General features: G+C 58.9%; 19 protein-coding genes. 7 read left to right on the forward strand and 12 right to left on the reverse strand.

The features are described from left to right. Positions 1-241 precede the first annotated feature (241 nt). The 3 genes from FIV05_RS15960 to FIV05_RS15970 all read left to right on the forward strand — a co-directional run bounded on the left by FIV05_RS15960 (position 242) and on the right by FIV05_RS15970 (position 1617). Positions 242-556 carry a hypothetical protein gene (locus FIV05_RS15960; protein WP_023000670.1) on the forward strand — a complete coding sequence of 105 codons (315 nt, stop codon included), beginning with the start codon at positions 242-244 and terminating at the stop codon, positions 554-556. A 250-nt stretch (positions 557-806) separates the two neighbouring features. Next, complete coding sequence (locus FIV05_RS15965) at positions 807-1169, forward strand: Hpt domain-containing protein (RefSeq protein WP_208984210.1); 363 nt, start codon at positions 807-809, stop codon at positions 1167-1169. A gap of 127 nt (positions 1170-1296) precedes the next feature. Next, positions 1297-1617, forward strand: a complete 321-nt coding sequence (locus FIV05_RS15970) for a 2Fe-2S iron-sulfur cluster-binding protein (protein ID WP_152510244.1) — start codon at positions 1297-1299, stop codon at positions 1615-1617. Between the two features lie 82 nt (positions 1618-1699). Here FIV05_RS15970 and FIV05_RS15975 read toward each other — a convergent pair whose 3' ends face one another. Then, on the reverse strand, positions 1700-2926 hold the full coding sequence (locus FIV05_RS15975; protein ID WP_152510245.1) for an MFS transporter: 1227 nt from the start codon (positions 2924-2926) through the stop codon (positions 1700-1702). Between the two features lie 306 nt (positions 2927-3232). Between FIV05_RS15975 and FIV05_RS15980 the strand changes: the two genes are divergently transcribed. Beyond that, complete coding sequence (locus tag FIV05_RS15980; RefSeq protein ID WP_023000674.1) at positions 3233-4021, forward strand: helix-turn-helix transcriptional regulator; 789 nt, start codon at positions 3233-3235, stop codon at positions 4019-4021. Between the two features lie 69 nt (positions 4022-4090). Further along, on the forward strand, positions 4091-4516 hold the full coding sequence (locus FIV05_RS15985; protein WP_152510246.1) for a universal stress protein: 426 nt from the start codon (positions 4091-4093) through the stop codon (positions 4514-4516). A 73-nt stretch (positions 4517-4589) separates the two neighbouring features. Here the strand turns inward: FIV05_RS15985 and FIV05_RS15990 are convergent, their stop codons facing one another. The 11 genes from FIV05_RS15990 to FIV05_RS16040 form a co-directional block, all read right to left on the reverse strand. Next, positions 4590-5717: a hypothetical protein gene (locus FIV05_RS15990; RefSeq protein WP_152510247.1), complete on the reverse strand. Its 1128-nt coding sequence runs from the start codon at positions 5715-5717 to the stop codon at positions 4590-4592. Between the two features lie 33 nt (positions 5718-5750). Then, positions 5751-6926, reverse strand: a complete 1176-nt coding sequence (locus tag FIV05_RS15995; RefSeq protein WP_023000677.1) for a VWA domain-containing protein — start codon at positions 6924-6926, stop codon at positions 5751-5753. 39 nt (positions 6927-6965) lie between these two features. Continuing rightward, positions 6966-7937, reverse strand: coding sequence for a glycosyltransferase family 2 protein (locus FIV05_RS16000; protein ID WP_173013867.1), 972 nt, complete (start codon positions 7935-7937; stop codon positions 6966-6968). Then, positions 7934-8839 carry a Gfo/Idh/MocA family oxidoreductase gene (locus FIV05_RS16005; protein ID WP_152510249.1) on the reverse strand — a complete coding sequence of 302 codons (906 nt, stop codon included), beginning with the start codon at positions 8837-8839 and terminating at the stop codon, positions 7934-7936. The genes FIV05_RS16000 and FIV05_RS16005 overlap by 4 nt, the downstream gene beginning before the upstream one ends. Before the next feature lie 47 nt (positions 8840-8886). Continuing rightward, positions 8887-9423: a dTDP-4-dehydrorhamnose 3,5-epimerase family protein gene (locus FIV05_RS16010; RefSeq protein WP_152510250.1), complete on the reverse strand. Its 537-nt coding sequence runs from the start codon at positions 9421-9423 to the stop codon at positions 8887-8889. Positions 9424-9564: 141 nt separating this feature from the next. Continuing rightward, positions 9565-11895: an autotransporter domain-containing protein gene (locus tag FIV05_RS16015; protein WP_152510251.1), complete on the reverse strand. Its 2331-nt coding sequence runs from the start codon at positions 11893-11895 to the stop codon at positions 9565-9567. Positions 11896-12078: 183 nt separating this feature from the next. Beyond that, positions 12079-13125, reverse strand: coding sequence for a TIGR01620 family protein (locus FIV05_RS16020; RefSeq protein ID WP_152510252.1), 1047 nt, complete (start codon positions 13123-13125; stop codon positions 12079-12081). After that, positions 13122-14636, reverse strand: a complete 1515-nt coding sequence (locus FIV05_RS16025; RefSeq protein WP_152510253.1) for a YcjX family protein — start codon at positions 14634-14636, stop codon at positions 13122-13124. The genes FIV05_RS16020 and FIV05_RS16025 overlap by 4 nt, the downstream gene beginning before the upstream one ends. Positions 14637-14682: 46 nt before the next feature. Beyond that, complete coding sequence (locus FIV05_RS16030; RefSeq protein WP_055655271.1) at positions 14683-15207, reverse strand: histidine phosphatase family protein; 525 nt, start codon at positions 15205-15207, stop codon at positions 14683-14685. A gap of 61 nt (positions 15208-15268) precedes the next feature. After that, positions 15269-15805: a hypothetical protein gene (locus FIV05_RS16035; RefSeq protein ID WP_209009677.1), complete on the reverse strand. Its 537-nt coding sequence runs from the start codon at positions 15803-15805 to the stop codon at positions 15269-15271. A 105-nt stretch (positions 15806-15910) separates the two neighbouring features. Then, positions 15911-16756: a MoxR family ATPase gene (locus tag FIV05_RS16040; RefSeq protein WP_152510254.1), complete on the reverse strand. Its 846-nt coding sequence runs from the start codon at positions 16754-16756 to the stop codon at positions 15911-15913. Between the two features lie 310 nt (positions 16757-17066). Between FIV05_RS16040 and FIV05_RS16045 the strand changes: the two genes are divergently transcribed. Together FIV05_RS16045 and flgK are read left to right on the forward strand one after the other, a co-directional pair. Next, entirely contained in the window at positions 17067-18452 is a 1386-nt protein-coding gene (locus FIV05_RS16045; protein WP_152510255.1) for a flagellar hook-basal body complex protein, read from the forward strand. A 73-nt stretch (positions 18453-18525) separates the two neighbouring features. Further along, complete coding sequence (gene flgK / locus FIV05_RS16050; protein ID WP_152510256.1) at positions 18526-20379, forward strand: flagellar hook-associated protein FlgK; 1854 nt, start codon at positions 18526-18528, stop codon at positions 20377-20379.

Below are 20379 nucleotides of genomic sequence, written 5' to 3' on the forward strand. Positions count from 1 at the left end.
CGTGCAGAGCCGCTGGCGCAGCTCTTTACAGTTATCTACCGGATGCGTCCTCGTTGCGAGCGTTGCCCAGCTGTGGCAACGCCGCAAAACCTGTTCGTGCGAGAGGGCCGCCGCTGACCGACCGTGAACTTTCCGTTCGACGGTACACTCCCCACCTTGCCGCATCAGTAACTGTAATGGCACAATCTCTCCTAACGAACAAGAAACGGCAATAGCGTGAGTCACTTAGGGGGCGGATTGGATGCCGGATTCAAAGCAGGTTGACGCATCGGCAGATGCTGAAAATACGGTTCTGGAAGTTACTCTCAAAGCGGGAAAGTTGACAGCCGCGCAAAAGCGCTGGTTGCAAAAAGGGCTCGGGCAGGCGGGGGGCAAGCTGCCTCTGTTCGATGACAACGGCCGGGAAATTCCGGCACGCACAATCCGCGCCTGCATCGATGCAGGTTGGGCAGAGCCTTGGTTTTCCAACCCAATCAAGCCCGACTGGCTGGTCTGCAAGCTCACGCCCGCCGCCATCGAAGCACTTTCTGCAAGTCAAAAAGTCAAAAAAAGTTAACGGCGAATCAGATCATTAAAATTTTAGCGATTCAGGAAATCGGCGGAAACGCAAGGACTTTTTTAATCCTGTTTCGTAACCTGCGTTAAAACGCATTAACCATGAAATCAATTTTTTGGGGACATGGGCCGAAAGGGACGGTTTGAGCAACCGGTTTAACCGGGTGTTTGGGCTTGGGGCGCATTGTTATGGCTCTACAGCTTGCGGCGGGGTGCCGTCAGGCAGGTATCGAGTAATGTGGAGCACCCTTATGGCCCCTTCTTCCATGGCCCGCGTCGCCGGACGCGCCGGTCCGGAGGCACCGATCGATCTGGTGCAACTGGCAACCAATACGCTGGGTAACCGGGATCTAGAAGTGCAGGTCCTGCATCTGTTCAAGTCACAGTCCATCTCGACGCTTGAGCGATTGAAACAGGAAACCGACAATTCCGTTCGCCTGGATCTCGTGCATACGCTGAAAGGGTCTGCCCGGGCCATCGGCGCGGAGCGGGTCGCGATCGTTTGCGAAAATCTGGAAGGCAAGATGCGCTCGAGCACCGATACGGCCACCGAAGGCCTGATTGCGGCGGTCGATGAGGCAAACCGTTACATCCGGGACCTTCTGGAAGGTTGAAGGACAGACCCCGCCCAGGACGGGGGGAGGCAGATTGCCGCGTGGAAATGGCACGGTCCTTGACCTTTTGCCGTAAATCTTTATGTCGTGCTTCGAAGACCCGCAAATTCAGGCTTGGACGCGACATATGCCGAAAATCACATTTGTAACCGCCGATGGAACCCGGACCGACGTTGACGCCACTGAAGGCTCTACGGTGATGGAAAACGCCATCAAGAACATGGTCCAGGGCATCGAAGCGGAATGCGGCGGTGCTTGCGCCTGCGCTACCTGCCACGTTTATGTAGATGATGCCTGGAGCGGCAAGACCGGATCTCCGGAGCCGATGGAAGAGGACATGCTCGACTTTGCCTACGACGTGAAGCCGACCTCGCGCCTGTCCTGCCAGATCAAGGTGACTTCCGATCTCGACGGCCTTGTGGTGCATGTACCTGAGCGGCAGGCCTGATCAGGTCAGTTCAGACAAGATTTCAAACAAAACGCCCGCCGGATCACTCCGGCGGGCGTTTTGGTTTGTCCAGGTACAGAGTTTACTCTGCAGGTTGGGCAGAAGGCTTGCGGTACCAGAAGTCAACTTCATGGCCTTCTTCCGGATTGCTCGGGATCAGGGTTGCCAGAACAAGGCTGACCAGGGCCATGGCAGCGCCGGCCAGGAAGACCGCAGCCGGGGACACCAGCCAGATGAAGCCGAATATCACCGGAATGAACACCGCGGCGATGTGGTTGATCGTAAAGGCGACGCCGGCGGTGGGGGCGATGTCGGCAGGATCGGCGATCTTCTGGAAGTAGGTCTTGATGGCGATGGCGATCGCGAAGAAAGCGTGATCGATCACATAAAGGCTGGCCGCCAGTGTCGCGTTGGTGACGAAGGCATAGCAGATGAACACCAGGACCAGGCCGACATACTCCAGAACCAGCGCCTTTCGCTCGCCGAAGCGAACAATCAGTTTTCCGATCTTGGGTGCCAGCACCATGTTGAAGGCGCCGTTCAGGAGGAACAGGCCTGCAACTTCGTGAACGTCATAGCCGAAGCGTTCAACCATCAGGAAGCCGGCGAAAACCGTGAAGATCTGCCGCCGCGCACCAGCCATGAAGGTGAGGGCGTAATAGAGCCAGTAGCGTTTTCTCAGGATCAGCTTCTTGTGCTGCGGCACGCCTTCACGGAAATGCGGATAGGCGAAGATCAGGAAAACAAGAACGACCAGTGTCAGCCCACCGGCAATGGCGAAAACCACCGTGAAGGACAGTTCGAACATCTTCCACGCCAGGAAGATGACACCATAGGCGATCAACTGGGCGAAGGCGCCAACGGCCAGGATCTTGCCCATGCTTGCAGCGGCCGTTGCCTTGGGCAGCCATTGCAGCGACAGCGACTGCGCCATCGTCTCGTAGTAATGGAAGCCGATCGACATGATCAGCGTCGTTACATAAAAGCCGATCGCGGTCGGAAAATAGCCCGTGACGGCAACGCCGACGCCCAGGAGCAGCAGCGACACATAGGCGAGCGTCTGCTCGCGCATCATCAACAAGAGATAGACCGCAAGGAAGCTCAGGAAGCCCGGGATTTCCCGGATCGATTGCTGAATGCCGATCTCCCGGCCGGTGAAATCCAGCTCCTGGACGGCGAAGTTGTTCATCAGGTTCCACCAGGCAGCAAAGGAGAGCTGCATGGCACCTGCCATGATCATCAGGAGAACCACAGGAGACCGCCAGCCGGTCGCCTCGTTCGGGTGCGCATTCTGGGTGAAGTAAGACATTGTGTGGCCGTGGAAAAAGAAAACGTTCGGCAGTGTTGCGAGCCGTTTCTAACGCCAATTGCGGTTTGCGTGTTAGCGCTGTTTTGTCATGAGATGTTTCCGACACGCCAAATTCTGGCTGGTGCAGAGCTACGCATCCGGCAATAAGGCGAAATTATCCTTGTGGATCATGGCTTGGTGCGAGGAAAGCCTTTCACCTTGCCGGCAGGACCTGGGCATAGTTGCCGCGATTGTGCTGCGTTGCCGGGGCCTCCGGTGCTATTGGCCCTCTGTGCAATATCGGGGTGAAGGTATACGATCCGGCGCATGAGCATTCATCCTGAACTTGCCGAGTTTCCGAAAGAGGCGGTCGCCGCGCCGATTATCGGATATGCGCGGACCCAGTTGCAGGGCCGGAACAATGGCTGGCATTCGCATGATGCGGCGCAGCTCTTCCATGTGATCAGGGGATCGATTGCCATCGACACGGAGATGGGCACCTATTTCGTGCCACCCGAGCGGGCGGTCTGGTTGCCGCCCAGGGTCAGCCACCAGACCCGGTATCTGACCGACACGGAGCTGCGTTATATCTATGTCCAGTATGATTACACGAGGGATCTGCCGCAAACACCGCAGGTGATGCAGGTGACGACCCTGCTCAGGGCACTCATTCTCGAGTTCATGTCCTATCCGCGCTCCGAGACGGACAAGGGGCCGGCGGCACGGATCGCCGCGGTAATCCTGGATCAGTTGAAGATGCTGCCGGTTGCCCCCCTGCAGCTACCGATGCCGCAGGATGCCCGGCTGCGCGACCTGTGCGAAGGCGTCGTCCGCTGTCCGGCACATATTCCCTCGCTCAGCGAGGCCGCGGACCGGTGTGCGACTTCCGTGCGTTCTTTCGAGCGGCGCATAAAAGCGGAGACGGGGCTCAGCTACCGTACCTGGTGCCGCCAGGTGAAACTGTTCCGGGCTCTGGAGTTGCTGGCGTCCGGGCGAAGCGTTTCCGACGTCTCCCACAAGCTCGGTTACGAGGGACCGAGTGCCTTCGTGTCGACCTTCAAGAAGGCCTTCGGCGTGACACCCGGCCGATACTTTGACGGTGTCGAAGCCGATTGATCCTTGTCATGGCGGTGCATGTTTTCCGGGCGCACAAAAAGTCGACCTGATTTTTTGGGGAGACAAGACATGTTCAAGAAAATCCTCGTTCCCGTTGACCCGGCCGAAAGCGGCTTTGCCACGGAGGCGCTTGCCAAAGCCTCGCAGATTGCTCGCGACTATGGCTCCAAGATCCACCTGATGGCGGTTTGCCCGGAAGTTCAAAGCTTCGTGGCGAGCCAGCTTCCGGAAGGCTGGCAAAAGCGGGAATTCGAGGAAACCGCGAAAATCCTCGACAAGATCGCATCTGATCTGGATGTTCCCGAAGGCACTGTCGATGTGACCGTGCGTATGGGGTCGGTGTATCATGAAGTGATCGAGGAAGCCGAAAAGGCGAATTGTGACCTAGTGCTGATGACATCGCACAAGCCGGGCCTGTCGACCTACTTCATCGGCTCGAATGCCGCCCACATTGTCCGCCATGCACCGTGCTCGGTCATGGTGTTGCGCAGCTAGAGCGACAAGCAGCGATCTGGCCGTTCGATGCTGCCGGGCCTTGAAAGGCCGATCGGCTCGTGAACCTCAGCCGTCAGCCATTGCGCGTCAGCAACATGGCGACGGCTGCATAACGGAAGGGGTAGAGGCTGGTGTCAGCCTTCAGGCGGTCTTCGGCCCTTGCAAAGATCCGGTTGATCAGATCCTTCCGTGATGGGCTTTCAGGCAGGGCGGCGCGCAACACCGCTTCGGTGAAGGCGCGGAAGAAATTGACATAGTCGCGGGCATAGCGGTCAAGATCGCCGTCCTGCTTGAAGCGGTCGACGAACGGGACCGCAATTTCGTACTCCATTGACCGGTCGAGTGAATAAAGTCCGGCAGCTCCATACGTATCGTTGGTGACCGGGTCTGCAAGTTCTTGCAGGTCTCGCATGTATACCGGCTGGTAATAGCGGTCGTAGACGTCCCTGCTGATGTCTCCGGTCTCGACGAAGTCCAGAACCGCGTCGTTCAGAAGATCATAAAGGCCGTCACAGGTTCGAGCCGGTCCCTTGGAGCCAAACACCTGAACCAGCAGCTTGCCACCCGGAACCAGTTCCCTTGCGCGGACGGTGAGGAAACGGGCGATGTCGTTCTTAGCTTGTTCGGCAAAGGCGTGCCGGTCTTTTTCGGAAACATAACCATTTGCCCGTGCCACACTTGGGCCGTTGGGCAGGATATAGCCGGGCAACCTGTAGACGGGGCGGCAGGAGAGAAAGCCGATGGCGTTGAAGGTGGTGGCAAGGTGCAAGCTCCGCGGCGGGCAGAGCTGATCGTACATCGAGCCACCGATTGCGGCCGAGTAAATCCTGTCAGACCCAAAGACCGAGCCGCCATCCGGTCTGAGGCTGCGGAAAAGTTCAGAAAAGTCGTTTGTGGGAAGATCTGAATGGATGGTCTGGATCGGCCGTTCGGTGCGTGTAAGCAATGCCGGGAGGGCGTGTTTCATGACCGCAACAGAATTGCGGCCCTCCGAGCAGCCGTAGTCGGCAATGCCGACGGAGCCGGTACCCTCAACCGGCAGGTTCGCAATCGCCTCTTCAACGAGTGGCAATATCTGTTCGATGGCAGACCATTGGGCAGCCGAGTTGGCGTTGTAAAATCCCCCACCGGACATGCCGGTGGTGGTTGCACGGGAAACAGGTTGCGAGAAAGAGTGCTCGGGTTTCGCGGTCGGTTCCATTTCATCCCCTTCTGCGCCTTGTGTGCGGAAGATCTACCTGGCCAGTTCCTTCATGGCATCCGTCAGGCCCTCGACCGTCATGGGAAACATGCGGCCTTCCATCAGTTCGTTCAACATCTGGATGGAATGTGTGTAGTGCCAGTGTTCCTGCCGAACCGGGTTCAGCCAGACCGCACTCTTGTAAAGCCCGGTGATCCGCTGCATCCAGTCGGCTCCGGCTTCCTCGTTCCAGTGCTCTACCGAGCCGCCGGGATAGGCAATCTCGTAGGGGCTCATGGACGCATCGCCGACAAAGATGATCTTGTAGTCGGCAGGGTACTTGTGCAGCACGTCCATCGTCGGCATGCGCTCGGTATGGCGGCGGCGGTTTTCCTTCCAGACATATTCGTAAAGGCAGTTGTGGAAGTAGAAGTGTTCCATCACCTTGAATTCGGAACGTGCGGCCGAAAACAGCTCCTCACAGACCCGGATATGATCGTCCATCGACCCGCCGATATCGAAGAACAACAGCACCTTGACCGCGTTGTGACGTTCCGGCCGCATCTTGATGTCCAGAAGGCCCTTGTGGGCTGTTGCACGAATGGTGTCGTCGAGGTCCAGTTCTTCAGCAGCACCCGTTCGAGCGAAGTTGCGCAGTCGCTTCAGGGCGACCTGGATGTTGCGGGTGCCTAGCAACTGGGTGTCGTCGAGGTCCTTGAATTCGCGCTTGTCCCAGACCTTGACCGCACGACGGTGCCGGCTTTCGTGCTGGCCTATGCGCACACCTTCCGGATTGTAACCATAGGCACCGAACGGCGACGTGCCGGCTGTCCCGATCCATTTGTTGCCGCCCTGGTGGCGCTTTTGCTGCTCCTTGAGGCGTTCGCGCAGGGTCTCCATCAGCTTTTCAAAGCCGCCGAGTGCCTCGATCTGGGCCTTTTCCTCTTCACTGAGGTGCTTTTCCGCCAGGCGGCGCAGCCATTCCTCCGGTATCTCGGTGGTGGCAACCTCGCTCATGAGGTCGAGCCCCTTGAAGACGTGGCCGAAGACGCGGTCGAACTTGTCCAGGTTGCTCTCGTCCTTCACCAGCGTGAGCCGGGCGAGATAGTAGAAATCCTCGACGCTCTTTTCCGCCAGATCCTTATCCAACGCTTCCATCAGCGTCAGATATTCGCGGAGCGAGACCGGGATGCCGGCCGATTTCAGTTCGGTGAAGAAGGTAATGAACATGTGCGAAAGGTAAGTTCCAGGCAGTTGCCTGTCGAGGGGTCAAAAAGGACGCTTCGACAGGAGTTTGCGAAGCACCCTGCCACTTTTGCGAAAGGGCGCCGTCATCTTCCAGGACGACGAGGCGAGGATTGCTTCGTAACGGCGCTTCTGCAGGTCGAGTTCGGCCTGCAATTCGCGGATTTTCCCCTGCTGGGCGGAAACCGTTTGCGTCTGCCGGGCCGCGTTGTCCGCATGGTGCCGGCTTTCGGACCTGAGGTGGTTGATCAGCATTTCATTGCAGCTGGTCTGGAAATCCTGCCTTTCCGCCGGATCGGCAAACCTTTGCATCAGCGCCATCATTTCACCCTGCCTCTCGGCAAGCGACATGTCCTGACGGTGCACGGCGGAAGGCTTGATGCATTGAACCGTGGGCCGTGTTGCAAAGGTGAAGTCCGGCCGTGCCAGGAACTTTCGCCACATGAAGAGATCGGTCCAGAAGTCAGGTGGTGCTGGGCTCCAGCCAACATCCAGAGACCGATAGGCCTCAAGGGAATAGCCGACCGTCGACGGGCCGAAGAAGTTCCAACGCGTCTCCAGCATCTTGCGGCGCGTGTCCGCGTCCGACAGGTCTCCGATATGAACCGTGAACGTCCCGTCAGGCAGAATTTCAGCCTGAAGCAGATTACCGAAGTCGCAGGTTTGCAGCAGGCGGGCCAGTTCCGACAGATGTTCGGGAAACCAGATGTCGTCATCGCCGATCTGGGCAACAAATTTGCCGTTTGCCTGCTTGAGAGCCGAGTCCCGATGAGCTTCGCCGTGCCTTTCTCCCTTGGGGAAGGAAAAAACGCGGATCCTCTCGTCACGCCCTGCCAGCTTCTCCGCTTCCTGCACGGTCTCTTGGGGGGCGCCGTCACAAACGATGAACAGTTCGAAATCTTGCAGGGACTGTCCCAGAACACTCTCGACGGCGAAAGGCAGAAGCGCGGGCGGTCTGTTGACAGGCAGCAGGACGGTGAAGCGCGGATGGGTCACGGCAATCCTGCGAGCGCTCTGAGTTCGGCAATCCGCCTGACGATCAATGCGCCTTCTGCAGCCGAGGACTTTGGAGCAGGCCCCCCTTCCAGATGCGCGACGAATGCTTCCAGTTCGGCCAGAAGAGGCATTTTCGTGCCAACCTCGATTTGCTGAGGCCTCTGGCCGTGATCTCTCGGGGCAAGGAGAACGCGATCGTCATAGGATGAGGCAAGTTGGGCCACCGCCTTGCTGCCGATTACGACGGCGGAGCGTTTTGGGGCCGGATGGAGGGATGAGATCTCCATGGTGACGGTGAGCGGTTTCCCGTCGTTTTGAAGACGGGCAGTCAGGTCCTCACCACCCAGGCCCGGGATCTGGGCGATCGCCGAATGTGCCTTGGGCAATGTTCCCAGGATTTCGAGCGCGATCGAAAGATCATGCGGCATCAGGATCCAGAGGCTGTCGACATCCTTGTGAGGATTGCCCCAGCCGAGCCGATAGGTGCGTACCGCTTCGATCTGACCCAGGGCGCCGGATTTTGCCAGTTCCGCAAGTTTCAAAATGCCGGGATGATAGCGCCACTTGTCCATGACGAAGAGACGTTCCTGCAGCGTATCGGCAAGTCTTTGCGCCGCGTGTGCGTCGTTGGTGACCGGTTTCTCGCAGAAGATCGGCCGGTTCCGCGGTGCAAGTGCGTCGATGCAGGCCGCGTGAAGCACGGTTGGGGGCGCAACGACATATCCCGCGCAGTCAGGAAGCTTGGCGGCGCTATCGCACACCGAAGCGGCTCCGGCCTCCCGGGCTGCGTGCTGGCTGTCCGAACCGGGCACCGCCACGTGCACGTTTAGACCCAAGCTGCGCAGATCGCGAAAGATGAGCTTTCCCCACCGGCCAAAGCCAACCAGACCGATATCAGTCATGGCTGTGTCCAACAGCCGGCGATGTGAAATTGCAGGTCACTGCGTAATCAGGCATTGGCGTCCGCATAGAATTTATCAAGCATCTGCGCATAGTTGTCGGCTGTTCTGTCTCTATCGGAAAGGATGGGGTCCTTCGTTGGCCAAGACAGGTTCAGTTCAGGACAATCGAACTTGCAGCCTAAATCGTCCGCCGGGTCGAAGTAGGTGGAAACGGAATAAAGATGCGTCGCGGCTTGCGGAAAATAAAATCCGTGGCAAACCCCCGGCGGAATTGAAACAGCTCGTCTGTTTTCCGCTGAAAGATCGAGAAACTTAGAGGTTCCAAAGGTCGGGCTGTCGCGGCGTATGTCATGCAGACCAAGCAGCATCTTTCCGGACAGGACCATCAGATAATCGTAGTGATCCTTGTGCACGTGAACACCGCGCAATGTGTCTTCTTTCGAGGTGACGATGTTCCACTGGATCGACTTGAACCCGGTGAGCCAGGTCTCCCGGTAGATTTCGGTGAAACTGCCGCGGTCATCGATGTGCGAAACCAGGTCATGGACAATCACGCCTTCAATTGACGTTTCTTCGGTTTTCATCGAATTGCCTGACCCCAACGACCGTTTTTCTCGCGCAAGCTTCGCGGCCCATCCGGACCCAGGGACAGACTAACAGGTTTCACGACGATGTGGAGGCCAGCATCGGAACGGCGTTTGAGGGAAGGGGGCTTTCCCAAGTCCTCAGAAACTGATCTTGGCGCCCAGGCGAACCGATGCGGAAAGTGTATCGGCGCTGTCGTAACCGCCTTCTATTCCGGCGAGAAATTTCGTGCCGTCATTGACCTGCCACACGGCATCGGCTGCCGCAAAACCGCGGAGCACCGCGTCATCGTCGTCGACGGACAGGTTCAAGGCGGCTCCCTGGAGGGTGGCGTCGACACTGTCGTTTAGCGTGAAGATGCCGTCGATACCCGCATTTGCACTGAGATAGAGCGTGCCGCCATTCTGGACGATGGGGGCATGATCGTAGGTCGCCTGCGCGCGCAGTTCCAGAACGTGCAGCGACCGGCCGGAAACCGAAAGGCCGGTGGCGCTTTCATCGGCGTCACCCGTTTGCCAGAGACCTGAGTAGCGCACTCGAGCGCTGGGTGTCAGCGTACCCTCACTCAGGGCGAAGGCATGGCCGAGGCGCGCGGAGGGCGTTACGTAGACATAGTCGTAGTCGATGGAAAGGTCCTGCAGGCCACCGACAACCATGTTGTTGAGGACGGTGACGTCTTCATCGCTCTTCAGGTAGCCGCCGAGAAGGCCGAATTGAGCAAAGGTCGCCTGCCAGGAGCGGCTGAGATAGCCACCGGCGTGGATGCTGTAGCTGGAGGCCGAGTGAATGTCGCCGTCGCTGGTCGTCCTGCCGATGGTAAAGCCACCGGCAACACCGGCGGCAAGCCCTTCGGCGAATGTCTTCTCAGCCCCGGCGGTGATGCCGCCGAATGTATGGTCGAACCCGTCGCTGCCTTGCCTGGAAAGAACACCGCCAAGAGGCGTGACCCAAAGCGCGGTGGCGTTTTGCTCTTCCGGAGCTGGACCGTTGGTTGCGACGAAGGACGTGCCGCCCAGTCGATTGAGGTCCATCTGCTGTTCAAGGCTGCCGGTGACAGCGCGCGTCATGGTGTTGAAGGTCTGGGCAACCGTGTCCAGCCGGAAATCGTCCGGATTGAGGATGGTGATCGTGTTGCCGTTGGTCGCTGAAGTGAGACCTGCCGTCGTCAGCGTTCCCGGGATGCCGCTGAAGGTCAGGATCGCCGTTCGCCCGGCCGCGTAGTTCAGGGTTGCGGTGGTCGGATCGGTAAAGGTCAGAACACCCTGAAGTATGGTGCCATTGTTCAGGGTAACGGTTGCATCAGAACCATCGACATAGATCGAGGACCCGTTGCTGCTGTAGATCTCGCCGGAGTTGGTGATCGTGACATTGTCGCCGTCAACGGCAATGCCATGCCCGACATCGTCGTCGCTTCCGGAAACCGTACCGGTGTTGCGAAGCGTGCCGCTGTTGGAGATGGTGACGTCATCGCCATTGGATTCGATCGGGTTGGCGTCTTCCCCAGAAACAGTAATCGTGCCCGAGTTGGTGATCGCGGCGCGGTCGCCGTCGTTGTCGATGCCGTCTGCCAGCGAACCGGACATGGTCATCACACCGGTATTGATCAGGATGACATCGTCGCCGTCGCTGTCAAAGCCGTCCGCGTCCTTGCCAGACGTGGTAATCGTTCCGGTGTTGGTTACCTTCGCGTCGTCTTCATCGGTGTCGATCGCATAGGCGTCGTCACCTGTCGTTGTGATCGTACCCGAGTTGAAAACTGTCGGTCGGATTCCCACGGCATTGATGCCATAGGCGCCTTCACCGGTTGTGGAAATCGTGCCGGAGTTGGTGATTTCCGCGTCCGTACCCCCTGACCGAATTCCGTCCGAGTCCTTACCAGAGGTCGTAATGGTACCCGAATTGGAAACCGTTGGGTTGTTGGAAGTAGCATTGATGCCATCGGCATCTTCCCCGGTGGTGAGAATCGTTCCGAAGTTGGTGATTTTTGTGTTCGCGCCAAGGGACAAAATGGCGTCGGATACCTCTCCCGAAGTGGTGATGGTGCCCGAGTTGGTGACCGTGAAGTCATCCCCGTCACCGGCAATGCCGAATGCACGGCTGCCCGTGGTAGTAACGGTTCCGTTGTTGTGAACGGTGGCATTGTCCTCATCGGACCCAATACCGGCAAAATTAGGTGTGCCAATGGTTGTCTTGTTGACTGTGATGGTGCCGTTGTTGGTTGCTGTCTGGTCGTCGTTGCCGAGAACCAGGCCATCCTGATCGGTAACGTCGATGGTGCCGCCGCTCTCGACTGTTCCGGTGTCGCCAACGTCCGTCAGTGTCTGTGTTGTGGTGACCGTGGTGCCCGAGCCGATGGTAATGTCACCGGCAAGGCTTTTTTCCGGACCAAGCAAAACCAGGGCGCAACTGCAAAGCAGAAAAGCCTTGAGTTGGCGGCGATGCTGAAGGGCGGATTTCGTCTGGGTTGGCAACGGCCTGTCGCTACACAAGTTAACGTCTCACCTGGCAATTATTGTTGTATTCCGAGGAAGACGCCACTGCTCGTCCGCAGAAACCTTAACGAATAAGACGTTTATGGGTCATTGGTAGAAATAGCAATCGGTTTGGTTGCTTTATGCGCAGAACCATGCCGTGTATTATTTGAAATCTAAACTTTAAGACTTGTCGGCCGGGTCTTCTTTTTTTGCAAACGAGACAAGCTCACCCATGAAGTCCGAGATGGTCGGTCCGGTGCCGGCCACGAACGGTGCCGGCCTGCAGACTGCAATTGCCGCAATGCCGATGCGGGCCGTGAGCAGTCCATTGACCACACCTTCGCCCAGGCGGGCGGAAAGTCGAGCCGCCAGACCGTGACCCAGCACCTGCGAGGCAAGGCTGTCGCCTGCCGCCATGCCGCCGGTCACTGCCAGATGTGCCATGACGTGTTTTGCGAGGCGCAGGAAGCCAAGTGTACCGGGTCTCCCGCCGTAAAGGGCGGATAGGCGCCGGATCGTGCGCAGGTTCTCGAACAGGACCGCCAGCAGATCGACCAGTGCCCGTGGGCTGACGGCCGTGACGATGGAAACGCGTTTTGCACTGTTCATCACGATGCGGCGGGCTTCCAGGTCGAGCGGGCTTAGCAGATCGCGTTCGGCCAGTTTCACCAGATCCCGGCCGTCGATGACTTCCCGCATATGCCCCGCCAGCGCCTTGCGGCCCTGGGCCGTTTCGGGACGGTCCTTGTAGAGTGTGAGCAGTTCCTTCAGGCCGGCTGATGCCGCCTTCGCGTCATCTGCTTCGGCGGCGCTCTGCAGCCGGTCCCGCAGGTGGTCTATTCGGCCAAGGCGCATGAGGCCCGCGATCTCGCGAATGACCAGGCCGAGTAGGCCAAGCGCCGCAAGAACGGCAAGAGCCACACCCAGCCATCCCAGCCAGTCGGTCCGGGCAAAGAGATCCCGTATCAGGCTGTCGACCGCAAGGCCGACAGCCAGCGACACGAGGCCGGACAGACCTATCATCAGCCACTTTCCGAACCGAAATCCGGATCTGGGAGTGCTGGCGGCGCGAGGAAGGCGAGGTTCCTCGTCATCAATGAAGGCCTGGGTGACCAGGGCTTCGCCGGCCGAGGGCATCCTTGTTTCGTCATCGGTCATCCGCACCTTGGAATCATCGAGACGGAAGGCGGTCGGTTTGCGATTGGACGGGGGCTGGGAACCGGTCATGCCAGGCGATCTCCGATCAGGAATTCCAGGGCGCGGTCAAGCCGGATATGCGGCAGAGACAAAGTCAGGCCTTCTGCGGTCTTGTCGAGTTCCGGTGGCCGGAACCTCAGGAACTGAAGGTCTGCCTGAGCGGTTTGAAAGCTTGCTCGAAGTGCTTCAGAAACTGAGTCAGCTTGTCCAAAAAGTGATTCAGGGTCGTCCGGCAAGTCACCGGGAAACATGGCGATTTCGGTTTTTCCGTCGTAGGTGTCACCGTTCAGCCGTTCGCCCGGCAATGGCGTTCCAAGGATCGCAGGCAAAGCTTCGCCGCGATGCTTGACCGTTGCTTCACGCGTCGCACGGACCGCAGCCATGGCCAGCACTTCGACCTCCGCTCCCTTGAATGTTGCCTTCTCTTCTGCTCGGGCAACCAGTCTCTTCAGGATCAGCTCCAGTCGGTCGTGATCCGATCTGTGCAGGTGGTCTGCCTTGGTCGCCGCGAACAGGATGCGGTCGATCCGTCGCGACAGGATGGAGGACAGCCAGCTGCGTTTGCCCGGACGGAAAGCTCCGAGAACTTCGGTGAGGGCGGTTTCCAGATCGGCAATCGCGTGCGGCCCTGCGTTCAGGGCATGAAGGACATCGACCAGCACGATCTGGCGGTCGAGGCGCGCGAAGTGATTGCGGAAGAACGGACGCACGACGTGGGTCTTGTAGGCCTCGTATCGCCGCTCCATCATCGCCCGCAACGTGCCTGTCCTTGCCGGGGCGGCGTCTGCCGGAATGTCCAGCGGCGCGAAGGTCAGGGCCGGAGAGCCGTCGAGATCCCCGGGCATCAGGAAGCGTCCCGGGGGAAGCATGGACAGGGCGTGGGCGTCGGCTCTGCAGGCAGCCAGATAGGTTTTGAAATTTGCCGCCAGCTCTTGTGCTGCCGGTTCGCTTTCTTCTGCGTTTGCTTCCGTGGCGGCCAGGATCTTCAGAAACGGCGCGGCGATCTCCGCCCGGTTTTCCGCCCGGGCGCGCTGCATTGCCTCGGCGGAGAAGGTGGCATAGTCCTTGCCGAGAAGCGGCAGATCCAGCAACCACTCGCCGGGATAATCGATCAGGTCGAGATGAAGGCGGCCGGGACCAAGCTTGCGGTGGAAGTAGGAGGCGCTCTCATAGTCGATGGTCAGGCGCAGTTCGGAGACCTGACGGGTCGATTCCGGCCAGATACGCTCACTCACCAGGGCACGCACGTGCGCTTCATAGTCGAAGCGCGGCACGGCGTCGTCAGGTTGCGGCTGAAGCCTTGCTCCGGTCATTCGGTGCCCGGAAGCGGCGCTGAAGAGCGGCAGGCGGCCACCATGAACGAGGTTGTGCACAAGCGCGGTCAGAAAGACGGTCTTGCCTGCGCGCGCAAGTCCGGTCACGCCCAGCCGGACGCTCGGCACAGCCAGATCGGTTGCCGCATCGGCAAGATTGGCCAGTGTCAGCCGGGTTTCTTCTGCAAGTGTCGTCAATGGGTTCACAAGGGCCTCCAGCGCGTTCATGTAGGCGCAGGCGGGAACAAGTACAATCCGGGACTCGGCTGATGCTCTAGTCGAGATCTTCCTTCAGGTCCCGTGGTTTGACGAAACGTTCCAGATGGCCGGTCTTCGGCTGCAACTCCGACCAGTCGGCAATGTCGAAATCGATCACGGCAAGAGCACCAGTCGGAAACTTTTCCTGAATATCGGCAATCGCGTCGCTGGATGCCGTGCCGCTGAGGCTCAACGCCGTGTCCTCGGTAGCCGGGTTATGGCCAATGACCATGAGGTTCTGGGCTCGGCCACCATAGCGGCGGATCAGCCCGACATAGTCGTCTTCGCTTTGCTGGTAGAGATCGGACACCAGGTGGATCTGTGTTTCCTGCGTGAGGGTAGGCAGAAGGCGGGCCAGAGTTTCCCGGGTCCGCTGCGCGGTAGAGCACAGGATCTGGTTGGGCTGCAGGCCCTGTTCCTTCATGTAACGGGCCATCTTGACGGAGGCGGCCTTGCCGCGGCTGTTCAGAGGCCGGTCGATGTCGGCCAGGTTCGCGTCGCCCCAGTCTGATTTAGCGTGTCTGAACAAAAGGAGCCGCATTGTCTTTCCTGGTTCCTTGAAAGTGGAAAGTGTGCCGGCGGGTCAAAGGCCGGACTGCCGGTCAGTTCTGGTTGGCAAGCGCCATGGTGAAGGCGGTTACTGCCGGTCCGATCTCCACTTCCTGAGTCGGCAGCGTGTAGGACAGCCACAATGTATAGTCCGATGTGGCACCGGAAAAGTACCACATCGTTTCGCACAGGCTTGTCGGTGTCCAGTTGCGGGTCCGGAAGGAGATGCCGGAGGCGGCAGCGCCCGTCAGCTTGATCGGTTCGAAACCGGCTGCCTTGTAATTGCGGGAAAATGTCAGCGCTTCGCGGCGGCCGGTGCCCTGCAGGTGTTTGCGCAGGACAGCGGTAATGCCGTCGCGGCCGGTGTAGATGCATCCCGCCTGGCTGACGGCATCACCTTCCATCACCTTGATGCGGTAATAATCGCCGATCATGTCGGGGCAGCGCAGGCCGGTGAAATGGCGCAATCCGCCGACATCGCTTTGCCAGCCCGCGTCCTTTTCAGGGGGCACTTGTGCAAGAACAGGCCCGTTCGCCGCCATCGGCAGCGTGAGCATCGCCAGCACCAGAAGAGCGGTGGCCTGTTTCACCAAGTCAGTCTCCTTGTCACCCCGACCCGAAGATCGCGTTTTGCCCGGCCAGCCGCCCGGGCGCTCAGCCTCGACCAGCTTTCACCTCGAGGCTTGCCCGGGACTTCAGGACCGTTCCCGCCGCGCCATGAATGCCAGGCGTTCGAACAGGTGCACGTCCTGTTCGTTTTTCAACAGCGCGCCATGCAGAGGCGGTATCAGTTTGGAGCTATCTTGTTGACGAAGGGTTTCAGGATCGATGTCTTCGTTCAGCAGCAGCTTGATCCAGTCGATCAGCTCCGAAGTCGAGGGCTTCTTCTTCAGTCCGGGGACGTCGCGTACGTCATAGAAGAGGCGCAGCGCCTCCGACAGGAGCCGTTGCTTGATGCCGGGAAAATGCACTTCAACGATTTCCGCCATGGTGTCGGCATCGGGGAACTTGATGAAATGGAAGAAGCACCGGCGCAGGAAGGCGTCAGGCAGGTCCTTCTCGTTGTTTGATGTGATGATAACCACCGGGCGCTGCTTTGCGCGGACGGTCTCACCGGTCTCGTAGACGTGGAACTCCATGCGGTCGAGTTCCAGGAGAAGATCGTTCGGAAACTCGATATCGGCCTTGTCGACTTCGTCAATCAGCAGAACCGGCCGCTCTGAAGCGTCGAATGCTTCCCAGAGCTTGCCCTTGCGGATGTAGTTGTTGATGTCCTTGACGCGCTCGTCACCGAGTTGGCTGTCGCGCAAGCGCGAAACGGCGTCATATTCATAGAGGCCCTGCTGAGCCTTGGTGGTGGATTTGACATGCCATTCGATCAGCGGGGCTTTCAGGGCGACCGCAACCTGTTCGGCGAGCACGGTCTTGCCGGTGCCGGGTTCACCCTTGATCAGCAACGGCCTCTCCAGGGCGACTGCGGCGTTGACCGCGACCCTCAGGTCTTCCGTGGCAATATAGCTTTCAGTTCCTTCAAAGCGCATTTGGCCGTCCGTTTTTCCTAGGTTGGCCGCAAGGTGGCAGGCCGCGCGCGGCTGTGCAAGCCCGTAAAAGGCAGGAGTGCCGGCGCACGGCAATTTTGAACATCTGCCACCGGCCAGAGCGGAAGTTTTTGCCTGTCGGGTCGTGACCTGCCGGGTTCTTTTTTCCGCTTCTGGAAAAGGAAAATTTCCTAAGCTTATGAAACAAAACGATAAATTATGTCCTCATCAAACTGGCACGGCCTTTGCGGAGGAAGGCCGATTATGGGCGTAAGCCCGCGTCGCAGTGCCCGATCTATAAAGAGGACCGCAAATGGGTATTTATGGGGCTATCAACTCGGCTGTCTCCGGACTGGCTGCGCAGGCTACGGCTCTGGAGAATATTTCCGGTAACGTCGCAAACTCGCAGACGACCGGTTACAAACGGCTCGACACGACCTTTTCGGATCTGGTTTCCGGGGGTGGGTCCAAGCAGGCCCAGCAGGTTTCCGGAACCACCTTCGCCACATCCCGTGCCACCAACACCGTGCAGGGTGATATCACGTCGGTCGACGTCGATACCTACATGGCCATCAACGGCGCAGGCTATTTCGTCGTGACCAAGGCGTCCGACGTGGTCGATGGCTCGACCACCTTCGCAGATGAGACCTACTACACCCGCGCCGGTGACTTCGAGCGCGACAAGGAAGGTTATCTGATCAACAGCTCCGGCTATTATCTGCAGGGCTTCCCGCTGGACCCGAACACCGGAAATGCGATCGGTGACAACCCGGCCGTAATCCAGATCGAGAACCAGCCGCTGGCGGCATCCGCAACCACGACTGTGGACTACCAGGCCAACCTGCCACGAGTTCCCGCGACTGCCGACTATGATGGCACGGATGAAACCACTGCCCTCCTGAACGCTTCGGTCGGTGCCGGTAACGTTGCCGTTGCAGATGAAACCGACTTCCTGAACAGCTCCATTTCCGGTGGATCCACTACGATCTATAATCAGAACGGTACGGCGATGAACGTCGAAGTCCGTTACGCCAAGACGGCTAACGACGACGGTGGTGCGGTGAGTGATACCTGGAGCATGTACATCAGCACCGGTGGTGATGCTACCACTGCATGGTACGATGTAGGTCAAATTCAGTTCGATGACACGGGCGAAATGACCACCCTGACCGCCGGTGCCATGGGCGGTTCCGCAGTGAACGGTACGGGCGACGGCTTTACAATCTCCTCGCTGACCATCGGCGGCACGACGGCAACGGACGTCGAGTTCTCCTTTGCCGATGGCTCCCTGACCCAGTATTCCGACAAGGACGGCAGGGCCAGCTCCGTGTCGCTGGAGCCGGATGGATATCCTGCAGGTGAGCTGATCGGGGTGGCTGTAGACGCTTCCGGCCGCGTCATTGCCAGCTATTCCAACAACCAGCAGCGCCCGGTTTACCAGATCCCGCTTGCGACGTTCGAGGCCGAGCAGGACCTGCAGCGCGTTGACGGTGCCGCGTTTGCGGCAACGGCCGGATCGGGAGACGCGGACCTTTCCGGAGGCGGGCAGATCCTTGCCAAGAAGCTGGAACTCTCCAACGCCGATATCGCGGACGAGTTTTCCAAACTGATCATCACCCAGCAGGCCTATTCGGCAAACTCGAGGATCGTCACCTCAGCAGACGAAATGCTCGACGATGCCCTGAATATGGTCCGGTAACACCGCCTAGGCCGGCGGGGCACTGACCCGCCGGCCACCTGGCCTGGTCGCGTATAAGGAAGGAGAAGCCGCCATGGGTCTTACAAGTGCCCTGAATACCGCGGTTTTCGGAATCACCTACAATCAGCGTCAGCTGGACGTCACCGCGTCCAACATTGCGAACGCGGATACGGCCGGCTATTCGAAAAAAATAATTTCGGCGAATGTCTACTTCGACGGCAACGGCAACGTCGCCGGAATGAATGCGACGGAAGTGCGCCGGATTGTCAACGAGCAGATCCAGTCCGACTATTTCAACTCTCTCGCCGACACCAGCTACTCCCGGCAGATTGCGGATTTTACCGACCGTCTGGACGATATCTTCGGCACGATCGACGACAAGAGTTCGTTGTCGTCCCTCGCAGGCAATCTTTCTGCTGCACTGGCCGGCCTGGTGAATGATCCGGGCAACTATGCCGTTCAAAAGGATGTGGTTTCGGCTGCGGAAGCTTTTGCGCGGGAAATCAACTCATCCTATGAGCAGATCGCGGACCTGCGCCAGGAAGCGGACAACGCACTGGCTTCCCAGACAGATAGCGTGAACGGCCTGCTCTCAAGTATCGAAGACATCGACGAGGCGATCCAGAACGCGACCCAGTCCGGTGTTTCAACCGCCGACATGGAAGACGAGCGCGACCGGCTGATTGAGCAGTTATCCGGTTATATCGATATCGACGTCACCAAGAACGACAACAATTCGATTTCCATCCGTACCGCCAACGGCGACCAGCTCTACGCCGACGGTCAGGCATCTACGCTGACCTTCGATGCCACGCATCTGTTGCAGCCGGGCCAGGAAGGCAACTCGGTGATGGTGAGGACGCCAGGCGGCACCCAGTTTGATCTCATCGGGTCGTCGAAATCAGGTTCGATGCAGGCAACTGCTGAACTGCGCGATGATATCCTGGTCGAGGCGCAGACGCAGCTCGACACGATTGCCGCCGAACTGTCACTTGCCTTTTCCAATGTGAATGTTGAAAGCACGGCAGCGACCGTCGGTCTGGACAGCGGTTTCGATCTCGATGTGTCCGCGCTTCAGCCGGGCAACACCATCACGCTGGATTACACCGACAGCAGCGGCAATCCGCAGACAGTCACCCTCGTGGCCGTGGACGATCCCGCACTGCTGCCGTTGGACAACTCCGCTACGGCAAATCCGGGCGACACGGTCTTCGGTATCGACATTTCGAGCGGTGTTCCGGCAACCTATATCACCAACATCACCGCAGCACTTGCCGGTACAGGTCTTCTGGTCAGCAATGACGGGTCGGACAACCTTCGGGTTCTGGGCGACAACACGGCGCCGACCAGCGTTGAAAGCCTGAGTGCGAATGTCACCGTGACGGCGAATTCCGATCAGGGGCTGGGACTTGCGATCTTCGTTGACCAGCGGGCTGGAACGGACCTCTTCACCGATGCGCTTGAAGGCGGTGGCCAGCGGCTCGGTTATGCCTCCGGAATCAGCGTCAATCCGGATCTTCTGGCCGATAGCGCGCTTCTGGTGAACTATCAGACCACGCCGACACCGAACACGACCAACGATCCTGCGCGTGCGCAGTTCCTGTCGGATGCGCTTAGCGTCGGCACGAAACACTATGACCCGGGCTCGGGTATCGGCAGCGCGTCGACACCGTTCCAGGGAACACTTCTGGGCTTTGTCAACCAGACCGTCGCGTTTCAGGGCAACCAGGCGGAAGACGCAGCCACATATGCGGATTCCAAGGAAGCGCTGACCATGAACCTCGCCATCCGTTACGAGCAGAGCTACTCGGTCGATCTCGACGCCGAACTGGCCTTCATGGTTCAGCTGGAAAACGCCTATGCGGCCAATGCCCGCGTCATGCAGACCATCAAGGAACTCTTCGAAGAGCTCCTGAACATCGTTTAA

The organism is Labrenzia sp. THAF191a (assembly GCF_009363335.1).
GTDB lineage: Bacteria > Pseudomonadota > Alphaproteobacteria > Rhizobiales > Stappiaceae > Roseibium > Roseibium algicola.